At 45.7% G+C, this 22,696-nt stretch carries 18 protein-coding genes; 9 read left to right on the top strand and 9 right to left on the bottom strand.

Annotation, left to right across the window (positions count from 1 at the left end; genetic code table 11):
• Window positions 1-106 precede the first annotated feature (106 nt).
• The 7 genes from MC7420_RS37960 to MC7420_RS43315 form a co-directional block, all read right to left on the bottom strand.
• Complete coding sequence (locus tag MC7420_RS37960) at window positions 107-2,824, bottom strand: OmpA family protein (RefSeq protein ID WP_006100297.1); 2,718 nt, start codon at window positions 2,822-2,824, stop codon at window positions 107-109.
• A gap of 201 nt (window positions 2,825-3,025) precedes the next feature.
• On the bottom strand, window positions 3,026-3,637 hold the full coding sequence (locus MC7420_RS10425; protein ID WP_006100083.1) for a hypothetical protein: 612 nt from the start codon (window positions 3,635-3,637) through the stop codon (window positions 3,026-3,028).
• A gap of 391 nt (window positions 3,638-4,028) precedes the next feature.
• Window positions 4,029-4,847, bottom strand: coding sequence for a DUF928 domain-containing protein (locus MC7420_RS10420; protein ID WP_044206277.1), 819 nt, complete (start codon window positions 4,845-4,847; stop codon window positions 4,029-4,031).
• A gap of 16 nt (window positions 4,848-4,863) precedes the next feature.
• A complete protein-coding gene (locus MC7420_RS10415) occupies window positions 4,864-5,688 on the bottom strand; it encodes a DUF928 domain-containing protein (RefSeq protein ID WP_006099998.1) in 825 nt (274 codons plus the stop codon).
• Between the two features lie 237 nt (window positions 5,689-5,925).
• A complete protein-coding gene (locus MC7420_RS10410) occupies window positions 5,926-6,714 on the bottom strand; it encodes a DUF928 domain-containing protein (protein WP_006100295.1) in 789 nt (262 codons plus the stop codon).
• 675 nt (window positions 6,715-7,389) lie between these two features.
• Window positions 7,390-8,187: a DUF928 domain-containing protein gene (locus MC7420_RS10405; RefSeq protein ID WP_044206274.1), complete on the bottom strand. Its 798-nt coding sequence runs from the start codon at window positions 8,185-8,187 to the stop codon at window positions 7,390-7,392.
• A gap of 73 nt (window positions 8,188-8,260) precedes the next feature.
• Complete coding sequence (locus tag MC7420_RS43315) at window positions 8,261-8,392, bottom strand: hypothetical protein (RefSeq protein WP_006100273.1); 132 nt, start codon at window positions 8,390-8,392, stop codon at window positions 8,261-8,263.
• Here MC7420_RS43315 and MC7420_RS10400 point away from each other — a divergent pair.
• The 4 genes from MC7420_RS10400 to MC7420_RS10385 all read left to right on the top strand — a co-directional run bounded on the left by MC7420_RS10400 (window position 8,391) and on the right by MC7420_RS10385 (window position 14,328).
• Window positions 8,391-10,070, top strand: coding sequence for a transglutaminase-like domain-containing protein (locus MC7420_RS10400; RefSeq protein WP_044206272.1), 1,680 nt, complete (start codon window positions 8,391-8,393; stop codon window positions 10,068-10,070). The genes MC7420_RS43315 and MC7420_RS10400 overlap by 2 nt on opposite strands.
• 156 nt (window positions 10,071-10,226) lie before the next feature.
• Window positions 10,227-11,000 (top strand): 1-(5-phosphoribosyl)-5-[(5-phosphoribosylamino)methylideneamino]imidazole-4-carboxamide isomerase, encoded by a 774-nt coding sequence (hisA, locus tag MC7420_RS10395; protein WP_006100059.1) that lies wholly within the window; start codon window positions 10,227-10,229, stop codon window positions 10,998-11,000.
• Between the two features lie 136 nt (window positions 11,001-11,136).
• Window positions 11,137-12,483, top strand: a complete 1,347-nt coding sequence (locus MC7420_RS10390) for a protein kinase domain-containing protein (RefSeq protein WP_006100186.1) — start codon at window positions 11,137-11,139, stop codon at window positions 12,481-12,483.
• A 171-nt stretch (window positions 12,484-12,654) separates the two neighbouring features.
• Window positions 12,655-14,328, top strand: coding sequence for a bifunctional serine/threonine-protein kinase/formylglycine-generating enzyme family protein (locus MC7420_RS10385; protein ID WP_006100332.1), 1,674 nt, complete (start codon window positions 12,655-12,657; stop codon window positions 14,326-14,328).
• A gap of 268 nt (window positions 14,329-14,596) precedes the next feature.
• Here the strand turns inward: MC7420_RS10385 and MC7420_RS10380 are convergent, their stop codons facing one another.
• Entirely contained in the window at window positions 14,597-16,708 is a 2,112-nt protein-coding gene (locus MC7420_RS10380) for an ATP-binding protein (protein ID WP_006100104.1), read from the bottom strand.
• Between the two features lie 387 nt (window positions 16,709-17,095).
• Between MC7420_RS10380 and MC7420_RS35065 the strand changes: the two genes are divergently transcribed.
• On the top strand, window positions 17,096-18,772 hold the full coding sequence (locus tag MC7420_RS35065) for an eCIS core domain-containing protein (protein WP_052307451.1): 1,677 nt from the start codon (window positions 17,096-17,098) through the stop codon (window positions 18,770-18,772).
• Between the two features lie 7 nt (window positions 18,773-18,779).
• Window positions 18,780-19,358, top strand: coding sequence for a hypothetical protein (locus tag MC7420_RS10370; RefSeq protein WP_157453117.1), 579 nt, complete (start codon window positions 18,780-18,782; stop codon window positions 19,356-19,358).
• Between the two features lie 76 nt (window positions 19,359-19,434).
• Here the strand turns inward: MC7420_RS10370 and MC7420_RS10365 are convergent, their stop codons facing one another.
• A complete protein-coding gene (locus tag MC7420_RS10365; RefSeq protein WP_006100323.1) occupies window positions 19,435-20,010 on the bottom strand; it encodes an REP-associated tyrosine transposase in 576 nt (191 codons plus the stop codon).
• Between the two features lie 340 nt (window positions 20,011-20,350).
• On the opposite strand from MC7420_RS10365, the gene MC7420_RS10360 reads away from it, so the two are divergent.
• The 3 genes from MC7420_RS10360 (at window position 20,351) to MC7420_RS10350 (ending at window position 22,695) form a co-directional block, all read left to right on the top strand.
• Window positions 20,351-20,635, top strand: a complete 285-nt coding sequence (locus tag MC7420_RS10360; RefSeq protein WP_044206267.1) for a BrnT family toxin — start codon at window positions 20,351-20,353, stop codon at window positions 20,633-20,635.
• Between the two features lie 4 nt (window positions 20,636-20,639).
• The gene (locus MC7420_RS10355) at window positions 20,640-20,855 is read left to right on the top strand and encodes a hypothetical protein (protein ID WP_006100168.1); all 216 of its coding nucleotides are present in this window, start codon (window positions 20,640-20,642) and stop codon (window positions 20,853-20,855) included.
• 214 nt (window positions 20,856-21,069) lie between these two features.
• Window positions 21,070-22,695, top strand: coding sequence for an eCIS core domain-containing protein (locus tag MC7420_RS10350; RefSeq protein WP_006100293.1), 1,626 nt, complete (start codon window positions 21,070-21,072; stop codon window positions 22,693-22,695).
• Window position 22,696 lies beyond the last annotated feature (1 nt).

Genomic DNA, 22,696 nt, shown 5'->3' with positions numbered 1-22,696 from the left:
GTTCATGGTAATCCTTCTTACTGTTCCCTGTGACACACCGAGCGAAGTCGAGGTGTTCCCGGTTCCCTTGTCGTTTAACTTTAATTATGTCCGACTACTTATGCTGTTAACGTGCGATCGCCTCAAATTCGACGAATCGGCTGTATTGATGGGGTTCATCCGCATACACGCCTGTGGGGGGTTTGGTGGTTCCAGAAACTTCTAAGCGTCTCGCATCAATCCCTTGACGCACCAGTACCTCAGCGACGGCTTTTGCCCGTTCGAGGGCTAATTCCTGATTTTCTAAGGGTGTACCACTGGGATCACTATGACCAATGACTCGCAGGGATTGGTTGGGGTAATCGGCGAGGAATGCAGTCAAGGCGTCCATTTTGGCTTGTTCTGACGCTTTTAAGTCGGCGGAATTGAGATCGAAGTAGATGCGAGAGGCTAAGGCGAGAGGTTGCAGTTGCACGGTGTTGGTTACCGAGTCCACTCCCGGAATTTCTTCTAAAGCCTCGGTAATTTTCTGGGCATCTTTGACCTGAATTACACTGCCTTCTACGGTAACTTGACCGTCCTGAAAATTCGTCCAAATTGCCAAACGTTCGGTTTGATTGAGAATCGCGGTGACACGCTCAACCTCGGCGGCGACTTCGACGGGATCGGGGGGAACCTTGATGGCAATGATATCATTATCTATCTCACCATTCGGTATAGTCGTTTGGGCAATTTGTCCCGCTTTTTCGACGAGATATTGATTCGGTAATTTGCCGGATAGGGTAATCGTATCGCCTTGTGCCTCGACATTTAACCGATAGACGGCAAGTTCGGGATCAGATGCCAAAGCCACGGCGGTTTTTTCCTCAAACTGCTGATTGACACCACTACGATGCAGATGAAAACCCCAAGGAATAAAAATTAGACCCAATACGGCGGCGCAAAAGCTTAACAAGGCGACAGGTACTTTACGCGGCGACGTTTCGGATTTGGGATTAACGATGGTTAATGAATTCAGAAGAGACGGGATTTGTTCCGGTACATTATCCGGATCGCCATCAAATGATTCGATCGCCTTCCCATGGCGAAGAACGATAGTACCCAAAGCCTCGCGTATTTTGTCGATAAATGACTTCGGCGGATCGCCTTGTGTCACCACAGCCAGATAACAGTACCCAGCGACTTCTAAGAGAATGTCACAATGTCCGTATTCGATGCGATCCAGTTCTGAGATTTCACCGGATTGCATAATACAATCATTGACAAAACTGCGAATGGCGGTCAGCATCCCCGCCACCATATCTGACTCTAATTGTTGTTTGCCAAAGGGTTGAACTTCAGCAATCACTAATCCTGATGCTTTATGAATCAGAAACATTGCTTGGATGCTAAAGGGCATCGACTCTTTAAATATGAGTTCTGCCTCAGAGATTCCCTGACTTTTCGCCCGAATTTTGCGAGCAATTCCCTCCGGACTTAGGGAGTTTTCCAATTTTTGATCAATCGCCCGCATCGCTTCAGACAAATATTTATAGAATGTCCCGCCCATGACTGGATAAAGGGCGTCTACCATGGCATCCCGTTCAATCTCTATTTGTTCTTTAATCGCCGCGCTCATTTCCGGGGCAATGGCGCGGGCAAATTCACCGGGGTTGCTGAGGATTTGATAGTTAACGGCAGAGGGAATAATCGGTGCTAAGGCGGAACAGATCCCCTCTTTATCTTCTTTGGTTTTCGCCTCAATCATCTCATCCACAATCGGCGCGATCGCACTTGCCATTTCTTCTCTAGCTTCAGCAATTTTCATGCTTAAAATTTGAGTAATTAATGGCAGCATTAATTTAATTAAATTACTCGGATCATAAATTTGACTTTCTAAAGAGGAAAATTTTTCTTTGAGCAGTTCAATGCCTTCTTGCGAATCGAGGATATCGGGTGTTAGGAGTAATTTTTGCAATCGTTCAAATTCATCCTCAATATTTGCATCATAAGCGGCGAGGGATTCCTGGCTCTGGTTTTCAGGTATATGTTGAAGCTGATATGAGGATGCGGCTGACTGTTCAAATTCCTCAGGTTTTGACTGATCTGATTCGCTTAACTGGGATGAGTATAGTCCATTTTCGGTTGACTCTAATGGTGATTGATTCAACTCTTCTAGTGCTGTCAAAAGTTGATCAGAAATTAAAGGGTTGCTGGATTCGGTAGATTGTTCAGACACGTTTTCAGGTGAGGTTGGGTTAATCTGAGATTGATTCAATGAGTTCAACTTTTCAGCGGAGGATAGTTCAGGCGTTGAATGGTCAAATAATGATTCAGTTTCCCCATTTGATAAATTTTTTACTGCTGTTTGAGTCTCCTTGGCAGCGAAATTATCTGTAGGGTTTTGTGATTCCTCTAGATTAGCCTGACTTTTCACGGAATCTGAAATATCTCTCTCCCAACCTTGCTCCTGCTCTTGAGAAGGTGTTGAATTCTGGGGGGGTGATTTATCCTCCAGACTACTCGAATCGGCTATAATTCCATCTTCCTCTGCTTCCTCTGCTTCCCCTGCTTCCCCTGCTTCCCCTACTTCCCCTACTTCCTCTGCTTCCTCTGCTTCCTCTGCTTCCTCTGCTTCCTCTGCTTCCCCTACTTCCTCTGCTTCCTCTATTGCTTCATCTTTTTCTACTCCCTGTTGTTTTAACTGATCGGTATGGGGTTCACCCTGAGTTTCCCCTTTCTCCTTGGCGGAAGACATTCCTGTTGTGGTGGCTTCAGTCGAGTTAGGATCTTGTAAATCCATCAATAAATCCAGCAAGTCCTCTAGCTGGGATATGGCAGATCCCTTTTTTCCTGGTAAAGCCATAATTTGATCCTGCCTTGTTCTATATCGGCACCGAGTTTGTAAATGCCAAATTGAGTCAAAGTTGGCATTTGACCCAATTCTAATCCTATTCATCTAGGACATCCACTACATTGCTAGCTTTGAGCCAACATTTTGCTGAACGTTAGGACTAATAACCAGCCACTTGAGTGAATGACAACAATTTATCTATCATCCCTTATTTTACTGCGAAAGGGGACCTGCTTCTAAAAGCCGAACATCAACATCCACATCACTACCTGCTGCTTCTTTCAGCTCAGGCGCAAACTCTGTTCCTTTAATTCTTAATCCCAATTCAAACAAAATGTCTGCCATATCATCTTTAGCAACTTTACCATCATTAATCAGAGAAAAGCGCCGTTCGAGTTCTTCAAAAACATACGATCTCAGGCTTCTAATATCCTCTTGGAGTTTTTCGCGAGTTTCTGAGAGTTCGTTATGCAAATTATTGGTTTGTTTTTCTAAACTATTATCCAGGGATTCCAGATTTCCGGAAAACTTTTTGTTGACCATATCGATGGTTTGCCGAATCTCCGAATTGTCGTTTTGAACTGTCATATTCAGCGACTTCAGTTTTTTCTCCAGGGAATCTACAGCGGCTCGTAGCTCTGTCGCATAAACAGTCTTGGTTTGCTCGATGCGATCGCGCATTTCTTGCTGCATCAATGCCAGGTTCGATTCAATTTTGTCAATTCGGCTATCGTACTCTCGGAGTTGAGCGCCGAAGATGATATCTCGGATCTGGTCAATATTGCCTAGGCGCTCGCGCATTTGTTCTTTACTGATTTCTGCCATACTTTTCCCTCTCACTGGGTTAAACGTCTGGTTGGCTCAACTTGATAGGTTGGTGGTAAATATCCTCCGATCGGGGGGTGACACTACTATAACACTGCTGTTGGCGCTAAAAGATAAGTCAGAATCTTTCAAGTTAGAGTCTTTCCCACCGAGTCAGTTGTTGGATTGATGCACTGTCTTATTTATTGCCGTCCCTATTTTTATCGAGTTTAACCATAGTTTTCTGAGATTACCAAGTTCCCTAGAAAAAGTTGACAAATTAGGCTTTATATGAATTGTAGGGACACGATATGTCGTGTCCCTACAGGTAACGGATACAATAGATTAGGTTATTGTATTAACCGATTCGGGGAATTCCCCCCTCTCTTAGAGGTTGTAGTGCTTCCCAGGATTATGGTTGTACCGACGATAAGGGTACATCAACAGGTGTATTCTGGGATGCGAGTGACTCACCCACCAGATTGCTAAGTCCCGCCGCGTTCAAAAGGTTGACCCACTGATTCGCCACCTCCGAATCACTCGGATAATTGCGGCGCAGTTCAACAAGCTGTGCTAGAGTATCTTGCCACAGTTGTGCCTCAGCATAGAGTTCCACTTTTTTTGTCGGTGATGCCTGCGCTAACTGAGTTTCTAGGGTAGGAGCGATCGCTACCCGTCTTACCCATCCTTCAACCACCAGATCATTAGAGCGTTCGTCCTCAGGCGGACAGAGAATCGAGAACGTCCAACGATAGTCTTCACCCACCGCCAAGGGTGACAAGCTAACGTCGTGGGGTAGATTTAATGTGATGATTCCTGACTTGCCATTGGTACGGAATTGGCTTTGATAAACGAGATTTCCCTCGCTATCCTCCAGAACAAAATCCACAGGTAAGGGTGTACTGGGATCGGGTGAGGCTGGTAGGTAGACAAAAAAGCTGGGATAAGCCGCAACCGTTGTACCAAAGCGATCGCTTGGCATTAAAGCCGTTAACGGTTTACCGACAACGGGGCAATTTCCTCCAGCACTTCGGGTTGCTCCTCCTTCGACACGGTTCGCCGAGCCGATTCCCCTTGGCGGTTCATATTTGTTAGTTGTCCAGGTTTGGGGGATTCCCTGAGCCTGGAGAATTTGGGGGCTGTGGATCAGGGCAAAGCCTGCGGCAAATAGCGCCAGTTTGACCCCAACAGCCAAAGAAAATCGATAAAAAGGACGTCGCTTATGTACCATGACAGTGACTCAGTGATTAATTCGGATTCGTTTTGACACCCTGAGCTACTGGTTCTTCAACAATTTGCTCGAGTTCGACTGAACGGAGCAATTGGCTCCATGCCGCCTTCAAACCCTGATCATTGGGGCGATCGCGACGTAGTTCCACTAAGGTATTCAAGGTTTCATACCAAAGTCGTTCCTTGGCGTAGATAGCCACTCGCTGTTCCGGCGTTGCTTGTTGGATGCGGCGTACCAGATTGGGATCAGGTTCCACGCGCTCGAATTTGCCCTCTACATAGACATAACTGGATGGACTATTGTAGTCGCATATCAGTCCTAACTCCCAACTGTATTCCTGACCAACCTCTGGTGGCAGAGTACTACTTTCTAATTTAGGCAGCGTTAAGCTCATGATACCGGGAGCGCCAACGACGAATTTTATCTCATCTCCCTGAGAATCTTGTCCGGTGTAATGGGCAAAGGCGTACTTCGTTGCATAAACTTCCTCACCCTGGGTATTTTTGACAACTAACTGTACTCCCCAAGCTGTGTTTTTCGGTAGATACCACGAGAGAGTCGGATACTCCGCTATGGTTTTGCCAACAGACATAGGAACCAATGCGATCGGAGGTTGATCCCCCCTAACACAAGGTCCTCGTGTACCTCCGCCTTGTCTGTTAATCGCAATCGGTTTGTCGGACTCTCCAGTTGGCGGCGTGAATTCCCATTCGGTGGGGATATCACGGCTGAGGGGTGAACCCCCTAACTGTGCTTGTACCCCAGCGGGAACATTAGCCACAAGTCCTAGGGTTAGCGCTAAAGCGACTGTAAAACGGGATGAATGGGTAAACCAAGCCATAATAATTTAGAACTCCTTCTTTATCAGAGTCTGTCAATGTTTTTGGGAAAATCTGTCTGAGCAGATACTTAACCTTCCGACAAAAGGGATGATAATTGCAGAATTTTCAGGTTTCTCGCCGAATAATTTGCCTGAATAGTTCTATTCTAGCTTGAGATAGGGAGTGAACTGAAACCTGGGATTGCAATTTTATCTGAATCTTTATGTTAGTTTTTCCCTATCTTTGTATTGGTTGTTTTATTCAACAGAACTAGCTCCTGAGTTAGACAACGATTCTCTTAAGGTTGCACTCCTGTCTGGATTTAATTGCTCAGAAAGACTTTGTAAGCCAACTGAGTGCAATAACTTGTTCCACGCGGTTTGCACGTTGCGATCATTGGGAAAATCCTGATGGAGTTCTACCAAGGTGTCTAACGTGTCATACCAGAGCAATTCCTGGGCATAGAGTGCCACTCGTTCTTGAGGTGTTGCCTGTTGAGTCCGCATTTTTAGCGTTAGACTCGGTTCCACTCGCTTAATCCCACCACCCACAACCATATCTGCTGAACGATCCAGGGGATCGCAAATCAATGCTAATCGCCAGTAATAGAGCTGATTCGCTTTCAGGGGAGCAAGATTAGCAGAGGGAGGAATCGCTAGACTCATAATTCTCGGCATCTGTGTTTCCCCTGTCGCCGACTGATCCAAGGAATAATGAACCCGGTAAATTTCTTCATCATTAACATTGTTCAGTACAAACTCGACTGCCGATGCTGTTGTTGATGGCATATACCAGAAGAATTTGGGATATTCCTGTAGGGTTTTGCCGATCAATGATTCTGGAACTAGGGCAATTAGTGATTGATTATTCGGTGTACAATTCTCTGGACCCCGCGTTCCACCAGCTTCTCGATTCGCGGGAATCGGCTTTTGCGTTGAACCTTCTGGAGTTTTGAATTCCCACTGAGTCGGTAGTTCAGCACCCAGAGAGGTAGTCCTAACCGGGGTTGGCACTTGAGCGACTAGCTTGGTGGCTAGTCCTAGCATCAAAGCTATTGTTAAGAATGTTAGGTGTGATAAGCGGGTGAAACAAGCCATAATTCAGATATATGCTCGTAGAACCGAGTCTTTAGTATATAGATGTTAGAGCAGAAGCCAAGGTTCCAGACCCAGGTTAGTTTCTGTCAGACATAATCACCTTTTTGGCTCAGGCAAGCATCTACCTTAAGGGAAATGTTGCTGAATTAAGAGTTTGTCGTAAACGCTGCAAATCATGCTAGCCCACTTTTGGTCTGACTACGACCCCTGGTTATATCAGTACCATTGTCTTAAGTTGTTAATATTTTAACGTTAGACATGGGTAATCCCGGAACGTTGTTTCCACTCTTATCTAAATCTTCATCACTCTTAAAGCCAATTCCTGATTTCCATGCTTCTATCGCCTGAAAATTTAAATCTTTTGTAAAGATATAGCTATTCTCACTTGAGTGAAATACATGAATTCCTGTGAGATGGGTAATTGCCCTTGTCCTCCAAGGCGGTAAGGACTAGAGAAACTGGGCATCCAATGTTCCAGACTTGCTATGGTTCGCCTAGTGCAGCGCCCTTGGAAATACTTGAGCAGCTTTGTCCAAGCGGAGGAGCGGGGAAGCGGGGGAGATGTTTACTGTTTCGTTATTTCTGCCTTCTTGCACTAGAAGCAGGGGGAACAGAAATTAGTGCTTAGCCGAGTAGAATTATATCTAACCCGACAGACTTTAGTAGTTTGTCCCAAGCCGCAATCACAGCCGGATCATTCGGGCGATCGCGCTGGAGTTTCACCAACGTCCCTAATGCTTCATACCACAGTCGTTCCTTTGCGTAAAGTACCACACGCTCCTCAGGTGGTGCTTGCTGTAGGCGACGGCTTAGAGTAGGGTCAATTGACACTCGCCGGATTGTGCCTGCCAGATAAACATCACCGGATGGATCATTGGGGTTACAGATTATTTTTACAGTCCAGTCATACTTCTGATCCTCTTTCAGTGGCAGAGAGCTACCCGTTAATCTCGGTATGGTTAAACTGAGTATACCGGGCGTGCCAACAACCAATTGGTCATCTTGTCCCTGATAATCGTTTGAGGTGCCACGGGCAAAGGCATACTTGGTCGAGTAAATTTCCTGACTATCACGATCTGTTAACTTAAACTCCATGCCCCAAGCCCTTGTCCGGGGTAGATACCAAAAGATGGTGGGATACTCCGCCAGTGTTTGTCCCATACCAGACGCCGGGACTAAGGCAATGGGATAACTGCTGAGGCAACCCGCAAACGGTAAATTGCTGCTATCTTGTAGACCTGAATCACCAGAATTAGGCAGTGGCGCGGATTCCCATTGATCGGGTAACTGAGAACTGATCGAGGCATTGCTTAACTGCGCTTGTACCCGAACTGGCTCTTTCAGGCTCAACCCCACGATTAAAAGCAATGTTACTAAAGCGGTTATGGCTAGTTTGTGTGGAAAAAAACGGATGAGTTTCATAATAAATACATACAAAACTGTTTTTGTCAATAAAATTATTGAATGAAAACGGCTACCCAAGAACAACCAATGTTCAAAAGTGCGATCGCACATTTAAAATATTGCAGATGCACACCCGGATCATCCGCCTAAATGAGAAGGGTATTGACACCACCTGAGTATAGATGGCGACGCTGAAATCTAAATCTTGATATAGACTGATCATGATTCCTAATCCTGATTCCTCTGTGTCACCTAAATTGAAATCGTTCCACACCATTCGACCGATTGGGGCGGCTGCCCTACAGGGTATTGCTTTTTGGGGAGAAAAATTGATTGCCATCGATGCCACGAGTGGCTATCTGTTGCAAATCAACCCCCAAACTGACGATACCAAAATTTTGAATTCCTCGCCGGATCTCGATTTTACCGATGCGACGGGTTTAGCCGTCGTGGGGGATACGCTGTGGTTGACGCGGAAAGAAAGTGTATACTATTGCCAACTCAACGGCGATCTTCAGCTTCAGCATTTCCTGACATTACCCTACACCGCCAATGGTGTTGCACTCAAGGACTCGACGGTCTATATCACCTGTCAAAAAATGGGGTATATTCTGATTTACAGTCGGGATACCGGGCAGGAGATTACCCGCTTATATGCCCCAGGAATTGGCATGGAGAACATTACGGTGCGGGATGAGGAACTTTGGCTCTCGGATCAGGAAGAACAGACTGTGTATTGTCTCGATCGCGCCACCGGAAACATTATCTTCAGCGTCTTGACTCCTTTTGAGAATCCCACGGGTTTAACCTTCTACCGAAACCCGCAAACAAATCAGGAGATTCTCTATGTCGCCTATGCAAGCGAAGAACCCTACATCCGCGATAATCCTAACGCTCAACCCAACCACGAACTACAGTATCGCGATCGCACGTTTATTCATCCCCTGTCTTTTCACTACAATGCCGAGGAACGCTATGCTCTCTCTAATGGCTATTTAATTGAAATGTCTTATGTGGAGGAACTGTCCCCCCTAGACGACGTAGCCATTCAGGACGTAGAATGGCGCATCGCCTTACCCTCAGAAACCCCACGCCAAAAAATCCGCGCCATTGAAGCCGTTGGGATTCCCTTCACCGAAGAAATCCAAGGCAATCAGCGGGTAGCGGTGTTTAAATTTGATCACCTCGCCCCCGGAGAACGTCATTTATTTGGCTGGAAGGCGCTTCTAGAAGTCTGGAGTATCAAATATCGGATTACGCCCAGAGATTTAGAAAATACGCCAGAATTGCCACTTGAATACAAATCCCGCTATTTGGTAGATGATGACGAGTTAGCCATGGATACCGAAATCATCCGCCGCGCCGCCCTTGACGCTGCGGGTCGAGAAACAAATTTATTGCGACAAATGTATAGTATTCGCAATTACGTCTATGACCAACTCGCTTACGGAATCAAGCCCCATATCGATACCCCCGATGTGGTGTTAGCGCGAGGAATTGGTTCCTGTGGGGAGTATCTCGGCGTCTTATTAGCCCTATCCCGTCTCAGTGGAATTGCCTGTCGTACCGTTGGTCGTTACAAATGTCCCGCCCATCCCGATCAACGAGACATTCCCTTACAACCTGATTTTAATCATGTTTGGATGGAATTTTACTTACCAGGATTTGGTTGGGTTCCCATGGAATCTAATCCAGATGACACCCGCGAAGGTGGACCTTATCCGACTCGATTTTTTATGGGATTGGCTTGGTATCATGTAGAAATTGGTAAAGGAATTACATTTGAAACCCTGACCAGTAAAGGTGTTCCAGTTAACAAGGAAGAGGTTTCGATTGGGGATCTAGCGATTAATCATGTCCGGTTCAAAATTCTCGAAGAATTACAACCTCCGGGGGAATAGTTTTTCCGAATGTAGGGGCGGGTTTCACTATTATCGTTTTGGGTTCATCCAAATGTAACTAAACCCGCCCCGACTGAACCTTCGCTGCACTCAAGGACATGGTTTTGATACCCTGTTTTTCTACAAATGACAAATGACAAATGACAAATGACGAATATGAACGTTATTCCAGCTATTGATTTACTCGACGGTCGCTGTGTACGGTTATACCAAGGCGACTACGCGCGATCGCAAGTTTATAGTGAAAACCCGGTGGAGGTGGCGAAACAATGGGTAGACCAAGGGGCGAGTCGGTTACATCTGGTGGATCTAGATGGGGCGAAAGCGGGACACCCTGTTAATACCAAGACCATCGAAGCCATTGTCCAAGCGGTATCGGTTCCCGTAGAAGTTGGGGGCGGATTGCGCGACAAGGAAGGAGTTAGTCAACTGCTTTCTGTTGGGGTTCAGTATGCGATTCTGGGAACAGCGGCGGTTGAAGATCATCCCTTAGTCGAACACCTGTGTTCTGAATTTCCCGATCGCATTATTGTTGGTATCGATGCGCGAAATGGTCAGGTAGCCACACGGGGATGGTTGGAAACCTCAGAAATTACCGCCACTCAATTGGCACAGCAAATGGCTAATTTGGGTGTATCGGCAATTATTTATACAGACATTCACCGGGATGGTACACTCACTGGACCCAATCGCGACGCCTTGCGAGAATTAGCCAGCCATGTCTCGATTCCGGTGATTGCGTCTGGGGGTGTCAGTTCGATTACAGACTTATTAAGTTTACTGGCGTTGGAACCCCTAGGCGTGATTGGTGCGATCGTGGGTCGCGCCCTGTATACGGGCGATGTTTCCCTCAAAGAAGCCATTCAAGCCGTGGGACAAGGACGCCTTCAGGATATTCCCCCCGACTTGGGATCGTCTTCATTGGCTTGAAGGGAACAGGGAACCAGGAACGGGGAATCGGGAACTAAGCGTAAAGGTGGCGGTTACTAGGGCAAATAGGAAACAATAGATCAGGAGAAACCATTTTTTCCTAACTGAACCCTGACTCCTCAATAAATGATCCCAGATGTCTGCCAAAGTTATCCTTACAGTCATCACAGGAAGTCTCAAAGGTGAGAACTTTGAATTTTGCGATCGCACGACTTGTATTCTAGGTCGCGCCAAAGATTGCAATCCCCGACTCCCTAATGATCGGTATCACAAGACTATCTCGCGCTATCACTGTTTGCTGGATATCAATCCTCCTGATATCCGTATTCGTGACTTCGGTAGTCTCCACGGCACTTATGTTAATGGTAAAATTATTGGCAAACGCCATCGATATCAAACGCCAACCGAAGGGGCTAGGATACAGTTTCCAGAGTACGACTTAAAGAATGGCGACGAAATCAAGCTTCGCCATACCCGACTGCGCGTCAAAATTGAAGGGGTAAACCACAGTGACGTGAACTCCTCTGAATCACAGACAATTGGTGTTGATCCCAGTGAGAAACCTCTCTTACCCCGTGAAAGTGGGTTAAAAAGCGCTTCAACGACTCTAGGGTGTGACTCTTATCTACCTAAGATTCGTGGCTACACAACGCTGAAACGATTAGGTCAAGGGGGATTAGGAACCGTCTATTTAGCCCATCATGACCGAACTGAGGAATTAGTCGCCCTCAAAATCATGCGATCGCACAACAGGCGTCCCAGTGATGCGATCAGGCAATTCCTGATGGAGGTTGACAAAACCAAAGCCTTACAACACCCTAATATCGTTAAACTCCGGGAACTTGGTTACGACCAGGATTCCTTTTTTTTTACCATGGATTATTGTAATGGTGGCAGTGTTCTGGATTTAATGCAGCAACGCGGCGGCAAATTGTCGGTCAATGAAGCGATGTCGATTACACTGCAAGTCTTGGATGGGTTAGACTATGCCCACACTATCCAGAGTCCTGATAATAGTAACATTAAAGTGCAGGGATTAATACACCGGGATCTGAAACCGCGAAATATCTTTCTTGCCAATCTGGGATTAGGGCGTCTTGCCAAAGTTGCTGATTATGGATTGGCTAAGGCGTTTGATTTGGCAGGATTGAGTGGGTTGTCTCGCAGTGGTCAATATGCGGGGAGTCCGGCTTTTATGCCTCGACAACAAGTTCTTGATTTTAAATATAGTAAACCCGATGTTGATGTTTGGGCAATAGCGGCGTGTTTGTACTATATGTTAACGGGTAGATTACCTCGTGATTTTGGCAATCAAGACCCATTCTGGGTTGTCTTGCAAACTAAGCCTATACCTATTCGCCAACGAGATGCTGAAATTCCCAAGGGACTAGCGGAGGTGATTGATTTGGCGCTTACTGATCACCCTCGGATCTATTTTAAGAGTGCTGCTAGTTTTAAACGGGCTTTGGAAGGTGAATTATAAGTTATTAGGTGGATTTTTAATTAAGTGGGTTTGATACAAGTTATGTTTTTTTAACGCAGAGGTACGCAGAGGGGAACGCAGAGGTACGCAGAGGGGGTTGGCTGATGGGGGTGAAAGGTTTGTTGGATTTCTTGTCCGGTGGAATACTCATATTGGGGTGAAGATAAGTTTATGAGTCAGTGGAAATCGGGACAACTGCTTAAAGGGGGTAAATATAGTATTGAGCAACTGTTGGGCTGTGGTGGTTTTGGTGTAACTTATCGGGCAAAAGAGTCAGTATCCGGAAAATTAGTCGCGATAAAAACGTTGAATCTTTACCAGCAGTTTAAGCCTAATTTTAGCCAAATCCAGGAAAAGTTTTTGAATGAGGCTCTCTGTTTAGCCCGATGTCACCATCCCCACATTGTTGAGGTTTATCCTCAATTGTTTCAAGAGGATGGCGTATGGTGCATGGTGATGGACTATGTTGAGGGGCAAGATTTAGCCTCCTATTGTCAGAGTCAGGGGCGGTTATCAGAAGCGGAAGCTTTAGAGATCATTAAGCAGGTGGGAGAAGCCCTGATTTATGTGCATCAGCAAGGATTTTTACATCGAGATATTAAACCTAAAAATATTTTACTGCGTCAGGATAGTTTATCAGTGGTTTTAATTGATTTTGGTCTTGCCCGTGAGTTTATTCCGGGTGAAGAACAAAGTCTAACGAATTGGGGAACTGAATGTTTTGCCCCGATTGAACAGTATGAACGACGGGGGAATTTTGGCGCGTATACGGATGTTTATGCTTTGGCGGCTACTCTCTATTTTGTCCTGACTGGAGAGTTGCCTTATTCGGCGACGATTCGCCAACAAGGAAATATTCCCTTAGTACCACCGAAACATCATAATCCTCAAATTAGCGATCGCGTCAACAATGCAATTCTGAAAGGGATGGAACTTGAACCGCAAAATCGTCCGCAAACGGTGCAGGAATGGCTGATGCTGCTATCGTCTCCTCAATTATCGGTGTTTGAGTTTGAGGTGATTACCGTAGATGCGAAAGGAGAAATAATTAATCGTTGTTACCAGGATGCCCAGTATTTTGTTGAAGCGTTAGATGATGAGATTAGTCTAGAAATGATTGCGATTCCAGGGGGTGAATTCCTGATGGGTTCTCCAGAGACAGAAGCAGAGCGTCGAGATACGGAAAATTTCCAACATTCCGTTAAGTTGTCATCATTTTATCTGGGTAAGTATCCCATCACTCAAGCCCAATGGCAATTTGTTACCACGTTACCCGAAGTGAATCAATCGCTCAATCCTAATCCATCCAGTTTGAAAGGAAAAAATCGACCGGTTGAGCAAATTTATTGGAATGATGCAGTAGAATTCTGTGCCAGATTATCCCAGAAAACGGGACGAATGTATCGCTTACCCAGTGAGGCAGAATGGGAATATGCTTGTCGGGCTGGCACAACAACACCTTTTTATTTCGGTGAAACGATTACCCCAGAATTAGCGAATTTTAACGGCAGTTTCACCTATGCGGATGCGCCAAAAAGTATTTATCATCGTCAATCAACAGATGTGGGTAGTTTTCCACCCAATGCATTTGGATTATACGATATGCATGGGAATGTTTGGGAATGGTGTGCTGACTTGTGGCACAGTAATTACAGAGGTGCGCCCTCAGATGGTAGAGTATGGAATAGTGCGGAGAATAATCAATTTGGTTTTATGTCGCGCTTTCGGGTTTTACGTGGTGGTTCTTGGGTTAGTCGCCCTAAACAATGCCGTTGTGCTTCTCGTCTGAATGGAAATCTTGATGATTGGTCTTTGTTTAATTTCGGTTTACGTGTGGTGTGTTGATAACCAAGATATGTTTTCAACCTCTGCAAATATCGCTCTTATGTCACTTTTGGAATTGCAAAGGCTGAAACCCTGACAATCAGAGAGTTTGACAATTCCGCTCTATTTCATAAGTTTCTATCAGTTTCTCAATGCCCAAATGATTGAGAGTGACGCTACTTTTAAACGGGCGTTGGAAAGCGAATGATGACTGATGTAGAAACTGGGAAACATTAAGTGAAATGAGAGCGCGATCGCCAAGGAAGCAGTAGGATAAACCAACAGGATATTAAACCCAGCCCCTGACTTCTACATCAGTTAAAATTTTACCCAACTTCAGACATTCGCTTTTCGTCGCTTGTAAAAGATGTTTCATCATCACAGGTTCACCCGCATCTGCCGCAATAAACGCCGCATTTAAGGCAATATTGCGAATATTTCCCCCCGCCATATTCAGTTTACCTAACTTTTGCATATCTAACTTCTTTGTCGGCGTCTCTTTTGGGAAAATTCGCTGCCAAATCTCGGTTCGCTCTGGGGCGTTGGGAAAGGGAAACTTCACCGAAAAATTAATCCGACGCATAAAGGCTTGATCTAAGGCGTCGAGCAGATTTGTCGTCAAAATCGCTAATCCTTGATAGGCTTCCATCCGTTGCAATAAGTAACTCACTTCCACATTCGCATGGCGGTCATGAGAATCTTTCACTTGCGTTCGTTTGCCAAACAACGCATCGGCTTCATCAAAGAGTAAAATTGCCCCACTGGTTTCCGCTGCATCAAAGATTCGCCGCAGATTCTTCTCCGTTTCCCCAATATATTTACTCACCACTGCACTCAAATCAATTCGATAAAGGTCAAGGCGTAACTCCTTTGCCAATACGTCCGCCGCCATGGTTTTCCCGGTGCCACTGGGTCCGGAAAAAAGAGCGCTAATCCCTAAACCGCGTCCTCCTTTTCCCGCAAATCCCCACTCATGATAAACTTTTGCTCGTTGGCGCACATGAGTTGAAATTTCATGTAATGTAGCTTTTTCCCGTTCGGGTAAAATCAACTCCTCCCAAGTCGCTACAGCATCAATCCGTTGCGCCAAATCATCTAAACGAGGACGTGCTTGAACTTTACAGAAATCCCATAAATGAGTTTGCAAGGGAGATAAGGGATTTTCTATTTTAGGTTGAGTCTTTTGAGTTTTCGATGAGCGACGACGGGTTGAGGATGAAGCTGTTTTGGCTGGTTCTTTATCGGTTTGTTTGTCTTCCTGTGGTTGATCCGGTGATGTAGACGTATAGTCACTACTATTCAGCGATAAACAGGCGGCTTGAATCGCGGCGGCGTTGAGATTAAATTGGGAAACGATGGTATCAAGTTGTCCATTCAGTTCTGTTGTCAGTGAACCGAGATGGAATTTCCAGATATCTCGTTGTTCAGCATGACTCAGTTGACCCACCTCTAAGGTAATCATCGGGCGTTGATGTTGCGGTTGTCGTTCCTGGGTGCTGAAAATTAACGGCACTTTTAATTGTTCAACAAACTCGGCAATTGCCCACTCTCGCCGAGGATCACCTTGAGTCATCTCATCAGCATTCAGGAACAAGAAACTGTGGTTTAATAAAGTTTCCCGCAAACAGCGTTGCATCAACTGATACAGTTCATTCGGATTAAAGGGAATAACAGAGGCTGATATCATCTGAAGATTCCAGCCTACTGCGCTACAGGCGATAGTAGCAATGGATTGCTTTGCTCCTATATCTGAACCACATAACTGGACAACGGGATCGTCAAAATTTGCCAGTGGTTTAGACCAAGTGGCGATAAGTTTGTCAGCAATTTGTTGATACGAAGGGGGAAGAGGAGTGGAAGATGAAGGCGGTACAGGTAAAAGGATACCTGCCAAGTCTTTATCTGTGCAAGGTTCACTCAACAGATAACAGAGAATGCGCTGATTAATGCGTAGAGGTGATTGAGTAAAGAATAATCCTTCCACCCTTTCAATCAGTTCCCACTGGTGTAAGGGAGATTGGGAGGAAAGAATGCTCAGATCAGACTGGTGAAACGTAGATAAGGCTAAATTCAGCGTCGGATAATTTTGTTTAGGATTGCCGTTAATTTTGGCACATAAGACTTCAAACTCACTATCCAACTCCATGCCAACACATAATAAGAGGATATAGCGATCAAATTGGGAGAGGTTAAATAAAGCGCAGAGTTTATCTAAGGCTGGCGGTGCATAGTCGAGAATGGCTGCGGCATCTGGGGATAATGTCGTTTCCAATTTGGCTAAGTTGGGCTGATTTTGCTGGTAAGCGAGGTAATCTTCCAAAACCTGTCGGACTTGATTAACGGCTATCTGTAGATAGTGAAAGTTGGCTTGATACCAGGTGATTGGTGTGGGAATATCCATATAGGTTTATATGTTTTAATGGTGTTAAAGTTTATCGTTGGTTTAGAGCGTGAAAACGGGTAATAATCAAATAGGTTGGGAAGAGCGATTCCCTCCGGGATAGCTATAGCTCTTCGGGCATGGCTACGCTAACGCTTACCGCCAAACTCAACAGTCTCTCCCCTTGCTCCCGTTTTCTGGTTCTTATGTTAAAACATATTTCCGGTTGAATTCGGTTTAGACAAAATAGTTTATAATTTAGCCAACATCTCAAGACCTCTTGGGTCAAGCCGCTTGCCGCTGTTTTCTGGGAATGGACAGGCATTGGCTGATCAGACCATCACCCAGAATTCTTGAGGAAATCGGCTCCAATCATTCATCACATTATCGGGCAACTGAGGCGGCATCATGGAGTATAAACCCGTACAAAAGAAAAATTCGTCCTGGACTCCAACCCCAGTACAGAAAAAGGGTAAAAGCCTCGGTAAAATGGGACATTTTTCGATTCAACCCAAGTCAAACCCGTCATCTGCCCCATCTCAAGAAATCGGGGAGTATTCCAGAGCATCAGCCGATAGACTCGCCGCCAATGTAATGCGAGGAATCCAAGCTAAGGAACAGGAACAAGCGGAAGGGTCAACCCTTCGGCTCCGCTCAGGGTCAACGTTACAGCGTAAATCTGAATCACCCTGGGCACCAACGTTTGATCCACCCCTACCCTTACCACAAAGCCCAGCTTCCCAATTAAAAGGTGCTTTTGCCCCAGTATCACAGAACCCGATTCAACGCCAATGTGCTGATTGTGCCAAAGAAGAGAAGGAACAGGCGGGGGAAGCTGGGAAAGACTTAAAGGAAATTGGCATTCAAACCAAGTTGACGGTAGGAGCGCCAGGAGATGCTTATGAACAAGAAGCTGACCGAGTAGCGTCTCAGGTAATGTTAATGTCAGCGCCTCCTGATAGTTCAGCATCCGTTCAGCGTCAATTAGACACCAATCACCCCCATCACCCCCATCAGATATGGAAACGAGCGCAGTCAATTACACCTGTGGTGCAGAGGCAAATTGATCCGCGTGTGCAAATGCGCCAGATGATACAACGAGCGCATCAAATAGATGGAAATCAAGCCTCTGGGGATTTAGAGAGTCGTTTGAATGCGTCTAAGGGTGGGGGTTCTCCGTTATCCGAGAACGTGAGAGGATTTATGGAGCCGCGCTTTGGGGCGGATTTTAGTGGGGTGCGGGTGCATACGGGTGGTGAAGCGGTGCAGATGAATCAGGAGTTGGGCGCACAGGCGTTTACTCATGGGAGTGATGTTTATTTTGGGGAAGGGAAAGAGCCGGGGAATAATGGGTTGACGGCGCATGAGTTGACTCATGTTGTTCAGCAAACGGGTGCTGTTCAACTCAAGTCCCCTGGGAGACAGCTCAGCTCTAGCCTATCAGGAAACTTTATCTCAGAGTCGATGATTCAATGTGATTTCTGGGAAAGCTTGGGACGTGGCTGGAATATGTATTGGAGGCTTAACGATGAGGGTGCTTCTTTGGCAAGGACTCTCATGGAATGGCGTATGACTGGCTTCGGTATGACATATGAGCCAGTAGTGCAGTGGAGTACATTTATGACAGACCGCCCAGAAATTCAGCGAGCAATGGCTAAGAAATTTAAACAGCTCGCTGTTGGGTTTGCTGCAACGGGTGGCAGTGGAACATTTAATGACAGCGTCACGGGTGTTAAACTCAATGAACTAGAATCGATGCGTTTGACTCTTCATGGATGCCATCGTATTGAAATGAGTGGTAACTATGAAGTGAGTGATGAGGGTGGTAACAAAATTGTTCGTTTTACAAACGTTCATTTTATTTGGATAGACAGAGCTGATCTTCATCCTGGAACGGGAACAGAATTAAGTTCAGGGGAGGTAGTTGATGATCGGGAGTTTACAGGTGCTGGCTGGGATTACGATATTAGGATTCATTTCTTTATGCCTAGGACTTCTACTTGGCGGGTGTCAGGTAGAACAGCAAGACATGAACGTGGCTGGCCACCAGTCACGGGTGCCCCAGCCGCAGGATTTAGAGGTTAAACGTACAGTGAATAACTCTATCTCAAATAATGAGAGTTGGGATTACCAAGTTCAATCTAGACTGCCCAATTCCGACGTTATCTTATTTCGTAGTCGAAATACCAATCAAGGGGTATTTGATGAGTCAGAGATGCAGCTAGTATGGCAACGAGCGAACAAGATCCCTCTCATATATCTGGTTGGAAGTGGACATGCTAGCTATAGGCAAGTAGAGATCCGCATCCGTGACGATAGTCAGGCCGTGTGGGTGATCGCTTTAGATCAGAGGTTAAAAAATTCGCAACCAATCGCAAGCCTGGATTTAGTTTCGGGAGAATTTCAGTCCGAGGCAGTTTTTCGCTTTCCACCTCCAGAAACTGCCTGGTCAACAATTCATCAAAAAGAAGGCGTATTGATACAAGAACAACTAACATGGTCACAAGATAAAAGCAGTGGTGTACAACATCTCTATGATCATGAGCGTGGGCTTGTTTGGGAGTACTCTGATCGTGAAACATGGATTCTCAAATCTGGTTCGCCTATGGCAAAAAATCATCCATATCCAAATTTGCCCTATAGAATGCAAGCACCAGAATGGGTAAAGTGAGATCGGCTGATCTTGTCGGGTGGGTAAATTACGTTAATTGAACAATTTCACCAAAAATTATATCCATTTGCCCACCCTACTCCCCTACTTTATCTTCTAAGTCTCGAAAATCCGGAACTTGTGGTAAATTCCCCCGACAACAACACGCCCAATCTACTTGATACCTACCTGCTTTCACCCATTTGTCAAAACTGGAATATGTCCACAAATGGGGACAAGTCACCAAACCATGCTTAACCGAATTGTAGTGAATATAATCTAAATGCTTGTTTAAATCATCCTCGTCACGAATCGTATGTTCCCAAAACCGACGTTGCCAAACATCACTTTCTCGGTGCTTACGACGAGAAGCCGAAATCTCGACAGAAAATGCAGATTTCCTTTGTAAAGAGCGCGTAAATAACACCTTCAATCGAGACACACGCTGAGAATAATCAGAATCATTGGGTGGTAACGTCCAGAGAAAATGAAGATGATCCGGTAAAACAACGGCGGCGGTGATGTCAAAGGGTTTTTCTTGACGCATTTTCGCGATCGCCTTCCGTAACCAAGATATATTTTCAACCTCTGAAAATAGAGGAATACGGCGATAAGTGACCAAGGTTAGAAAAAATACTCCTCCTGGCACATAAGAACGACGATAGTGTGACATAACATTGTAAAAAAGAATTAACGCCAAGTGCGATCGCCTAATATAGTAGGGTGGGACCCATTATGTTAATTTAACGATTCCATCATAAATTATATCCATTTGCCCACCCTACCCCTCCTGTTTTTTTGGTTGGATGGAATTAAAGAATGGGATAGTGAGGTGGTAGGTAAAAGACGCATCAGGCGATCGCGTTGCACCGTTAGTGCGATCGCCTAATATTGCAGGGTGGGCAAATTATATTGATTTAACGACTTCACTAGAAATTATATCCATTTGATCACCCGACTCGCTTCTAGTTGAAAGATTGACCATCTTCACCCTTTTACTTTAATATGTAAATATGAAGCGATTAATTTTTGAGTGGGATAACGAAAAGAATAGAATCAATCAAGAAAAGCATAAAGTTTCGTTTGAAGAAGCAAAATCTGTTTTCTACGATGATAACGCTATACAGTTTTGGGATGAAGAGCATTCTGACATAGAAGACCGTTTCTTACTTCTTGGCAGAAGCTATCGAATGCGAATATTACTCATCGTTCATTGTTACCGAGAACAAGAATCAGTAATTAGAATAATTTCGGCTCGAAAAGCCACTAAAAACGAAAGTAAATTTTATCGAGGATAAAACCATGCAAAAAGAATATGACCTTGCCAAAATGAAAAGTAGACCCAATCCTTTTGCCCAAACATTAAAACAACAAGTAACTTTACCTTTGGGGATAGAAGTTATAGAATATTTTGAGGAAATGGCACAAGAAAAAGGAATTACTTGGCAAGAATTAATTAATTTATACCTTGAAGATTGTGTTGCCAGCAAACGCGAACTATCTTTTGATATCTCGTAAGCTGTTCGGCATTTAAACCTTAATATCAATAATGACGCAATCCTTGTAGTGCGAGCTAGAAAGCTCGCTACTAATACCCAATTTAAATGCATGACAGCTTAGTGCGATCTCGCTGATTTTCTCTTTCTGATTGACTATAATCTGTATAACTACTCAACATTGTTGAAGCAATTTGCTTGGGATAAGTAAATCATCAGGCAACTGAAGCGGCATCATGGAGTATAAACCCGTACAAAAGAAAAATTCATCCTGGACTCCAACCACGTTACAGAAAAAGGGTAAGAGTCCTGGTAAATTGGGACATTTTTCGATTCAACCCAAGCCACACCAGAAATCTGCCCCATCCCAAGAAATAGGGGAATACTCCAGAGCCTCAGCCGATAGACTCACCGCGAATGTGATGCGAGGAATCCAAGCTAAAGAACAGGAGCAAGCCGAAGGGTCAACCCTTCGGCTCCACTCAGGGTCAACGCTACAACGTAAATCTGAATCACCCTGGGCACCAACGTTTGATCCACCCCCACCCTTACCACAAAGCCCAGCTTCCCAATTAAAAGGCGCTTTTGCCCCAGTATCACAGAACCTGATTCAACGACAATGTGCTGATTGTGCCAACCAAGAGAAGGAACAGGCGGGAGAAGCTGGGAAAGACTTAGAGGAAATTGGCATTCAAACCAAGTTGACGGTTGGAGCGCCAGGAGATACTTACGAACAAGAAGCTGACCGAGTAGCGTCTCAGGTAATGTTAATGTCAGCCCCTGCTGATAGTTCAGCGTCCGTTCAGCGTCAATTAGACACCAATCACCCCCATCACCCCCATCAGATATGGAAACGAGCGCAGTCAATTACACCTGTGGTGCAAACGCAAATTGATCCGCGTGTGCAGATGCGCCAGATGATACAACGGGCGAATCAAATAGATGGAAATCAAGCATCTGGGGATTTAGAGAGTCGTTTGAATGCGTCTAAGGGTGGAGGTTCTCCGTTATCAGAGGGCGTGAGAGGGTTTATGGAGCCGCGCTTTGGGGCGGATTTTAGTGGGGTGCGGGTGCATACGGGTGGTGAAGCGGTGCAGATGAATCGGGAGTTGGGCGCTCAGGCGTTTACCCATGGAAGTGATGTTTATTTTGGGGAAGGGACATCTCCGGGGAATAATGAGTTGACGGCGCATGAGCTGACTCATGTTGTCCAGCAGGTAGCTGCACCCGACATTCAAAACCGATCTGCGAATGAAAGCGGTGAGACACACACCCAGAGCAGCGAAGTGCAGATGGTGATGGCTAGTCACGTAGTACAGTTTTGGCCTGGTGATGGTATGTTGCCCCCGGGAGACTGTGGCTGGGCGACATATGTCGGTCTGCGGGGAGCGGTCGAGACAGCAAAAGCGATTGTGAGTACCCTCGGTGCTTGCTCCGCAGGTGACAACTGTCTCACTCTTGCAACCAAGATCGCCGCTATCACTGCGGAGATCGCTGCGCGTCTGGCGCTGGACACTACCTGCTTTAGGGGCGGAGACACCGGCCATCGCCAGCAAGTGCAAGATAAGATCAACATGGTGAACCGCTGCTACCGATTCTTCACGGATTCTAACTGCCCGCAAGAGTTGATCGAAGCGATGGAAGCAGTCGTCGAACGCGCTCGAGAGGTCGTCGCGGCGGCAGCCATGGCAGTGCTAGTTATCGCGGCAGTGGTTGCACTCATCGCAGCGATTATCGTACTAGTGAAAGCCATCATTGCGGCAGCCGGAGCAACCGCCGTCGCAGCAAGCGCCGCCGCAGTGATGGCGGTACTTTTGCTGATCCTCGACCAGATCTCGCCCGAGAACCCGACAACCACGTAAT

Origin of the sequence: Coleofasciculus chthonoplastes PCC 7420 (assembly GCF_000155555.1) — a bacterium.
Taxonomy (GTDB): domain Bacteria; phylum Cyanobacteriota; class Cyanobacteriia; order Cyanobacteriales; family Coleofasciculaceae; genus Coleofasciculus; species Coleofasciculus chthonoplastes_A.
Note: the sequence above shows the minus strand (reverse complement) of the source record. Positions and strands in the feature narration are given on the sequence as shown.

Bases quoted from the DNA above. Each gene is read 5' to 3' on its own strand.
- MC7420_RS37960 (WP_006100297.1), bottom strand. From the start codon at position 2,824: ATGGCTTTACCAGGAAAAAAGGGATCTGCCATATCCCAGCTAGAGGAC.
- MC7420_RS10425 (WP_006100083.1), bottom strand. From the start codon at position 3,637: ATGGCAGAAATCAGTAAAGAACAAATGCGCGAGCGCCTAGGCAATATT.
- MC7420_RS10420 (WP_044206277.1), bottom strand. From the start codon at position 4,847: ATGGTACATAAGCGACGTCCTTTTTATCGATTTTCTTTGGCTGTTGGG.
- MC7420_RS10415 (WP_006099998.1), bottom strand. From the start codon at position 5,688: ATGGCTTGGTTTACCCATTCATCCCGTTTTACAGTCGCTTTAGCGCTA.
- MC7420_RS10410 (WP_006100295.1), bottom strand. From the start codon at position 6,714: ATGCTAGGACTAGCCACCAAGCTAGTCGCTCAAGTGCCAACCCCGGTT.
- MC7420_RS10405 (WP_044206274.1), bottom strand. From the start codon at position 8,187: ATGAAACTCATCCGTTTTTTTCCACACAAACTAGCCATAACCGCTTTA.
- MC7420_RS10400 (WP_044206272.1), top strand. From the start codon at position 8,391: ATGATTCCTAATCCTGATTCCTCTGTGTCACCTAAATTGAAATCGTTC.
- MC7420_RS43315 (WP_006100273.1), bottom strand. From the start codon at position 8,392: ATGATCAGTCTATATCAAGATTTAGATTTCAGCGTCGCCATCTATACT.
- hisA (WP_006100059.1), top strand. From the start codon at position 10,227: ATGAACGTTATTCCAGCTATTGATTTACTCGACGGTCGCTGTGTACGG.
- MC7420_RS10390 (WP_006100186.1), top strand. From the start codon at position 11,137: ATGTCTGCCAAAGTTATCCTTACAGTCATCACAGGAAGTCTCAAAGGT.
- MC7420_RS10385 (WP_006100332.1), top strand. From the start codon at position 12,655: ATGAGTCAGTGGAAATCGGGACAACTGCTTAAAGGGGGTAAATATAGT.
- MC7420_RS10380 (WP_006100104.1), bottom strand. From the start codon at position 16,708: ATGGATATTCCCACACCAATCACCTGGTATCAAGCCAACTTTCACTAT.
- MC7420_RS35065 (WP_052307451.1), top strand. From the start codon at position 17,096: ATGGAGTATAAACCCGTACAAAAGAAAAATTCGTCCTGGACTCCAACC.
- MC7420_RS10365 (WP_006100323.1), bottom strand. From the start codon at position 20,010: ATGTCACACTATCGTCGTTCTTATGTGCCAGGAGGAGTATTTTTTCTA.
- MC7420_RS10360 (WP_044206267.1), top strand. From the start codon at position 20,351: ATGAAGCGATTAATTTTTGAGTGGGATAACGAAAAGAATAGAATCAAT.
- MC7420_RS10355 (WP_006100168.1), top strand. From the start codon at position 20,640: ATGCAAAAAGAATATGACCTTGCCAAAATGAAAAGTAGACCCAATCCT.
- MC7420_RS10350 (WP_006100293.1), top strand. From the start codon at position 21,070: ATGGAGTATAAACCCGTACAAAAGAAAAATTCATCCTGGACTCCAACC.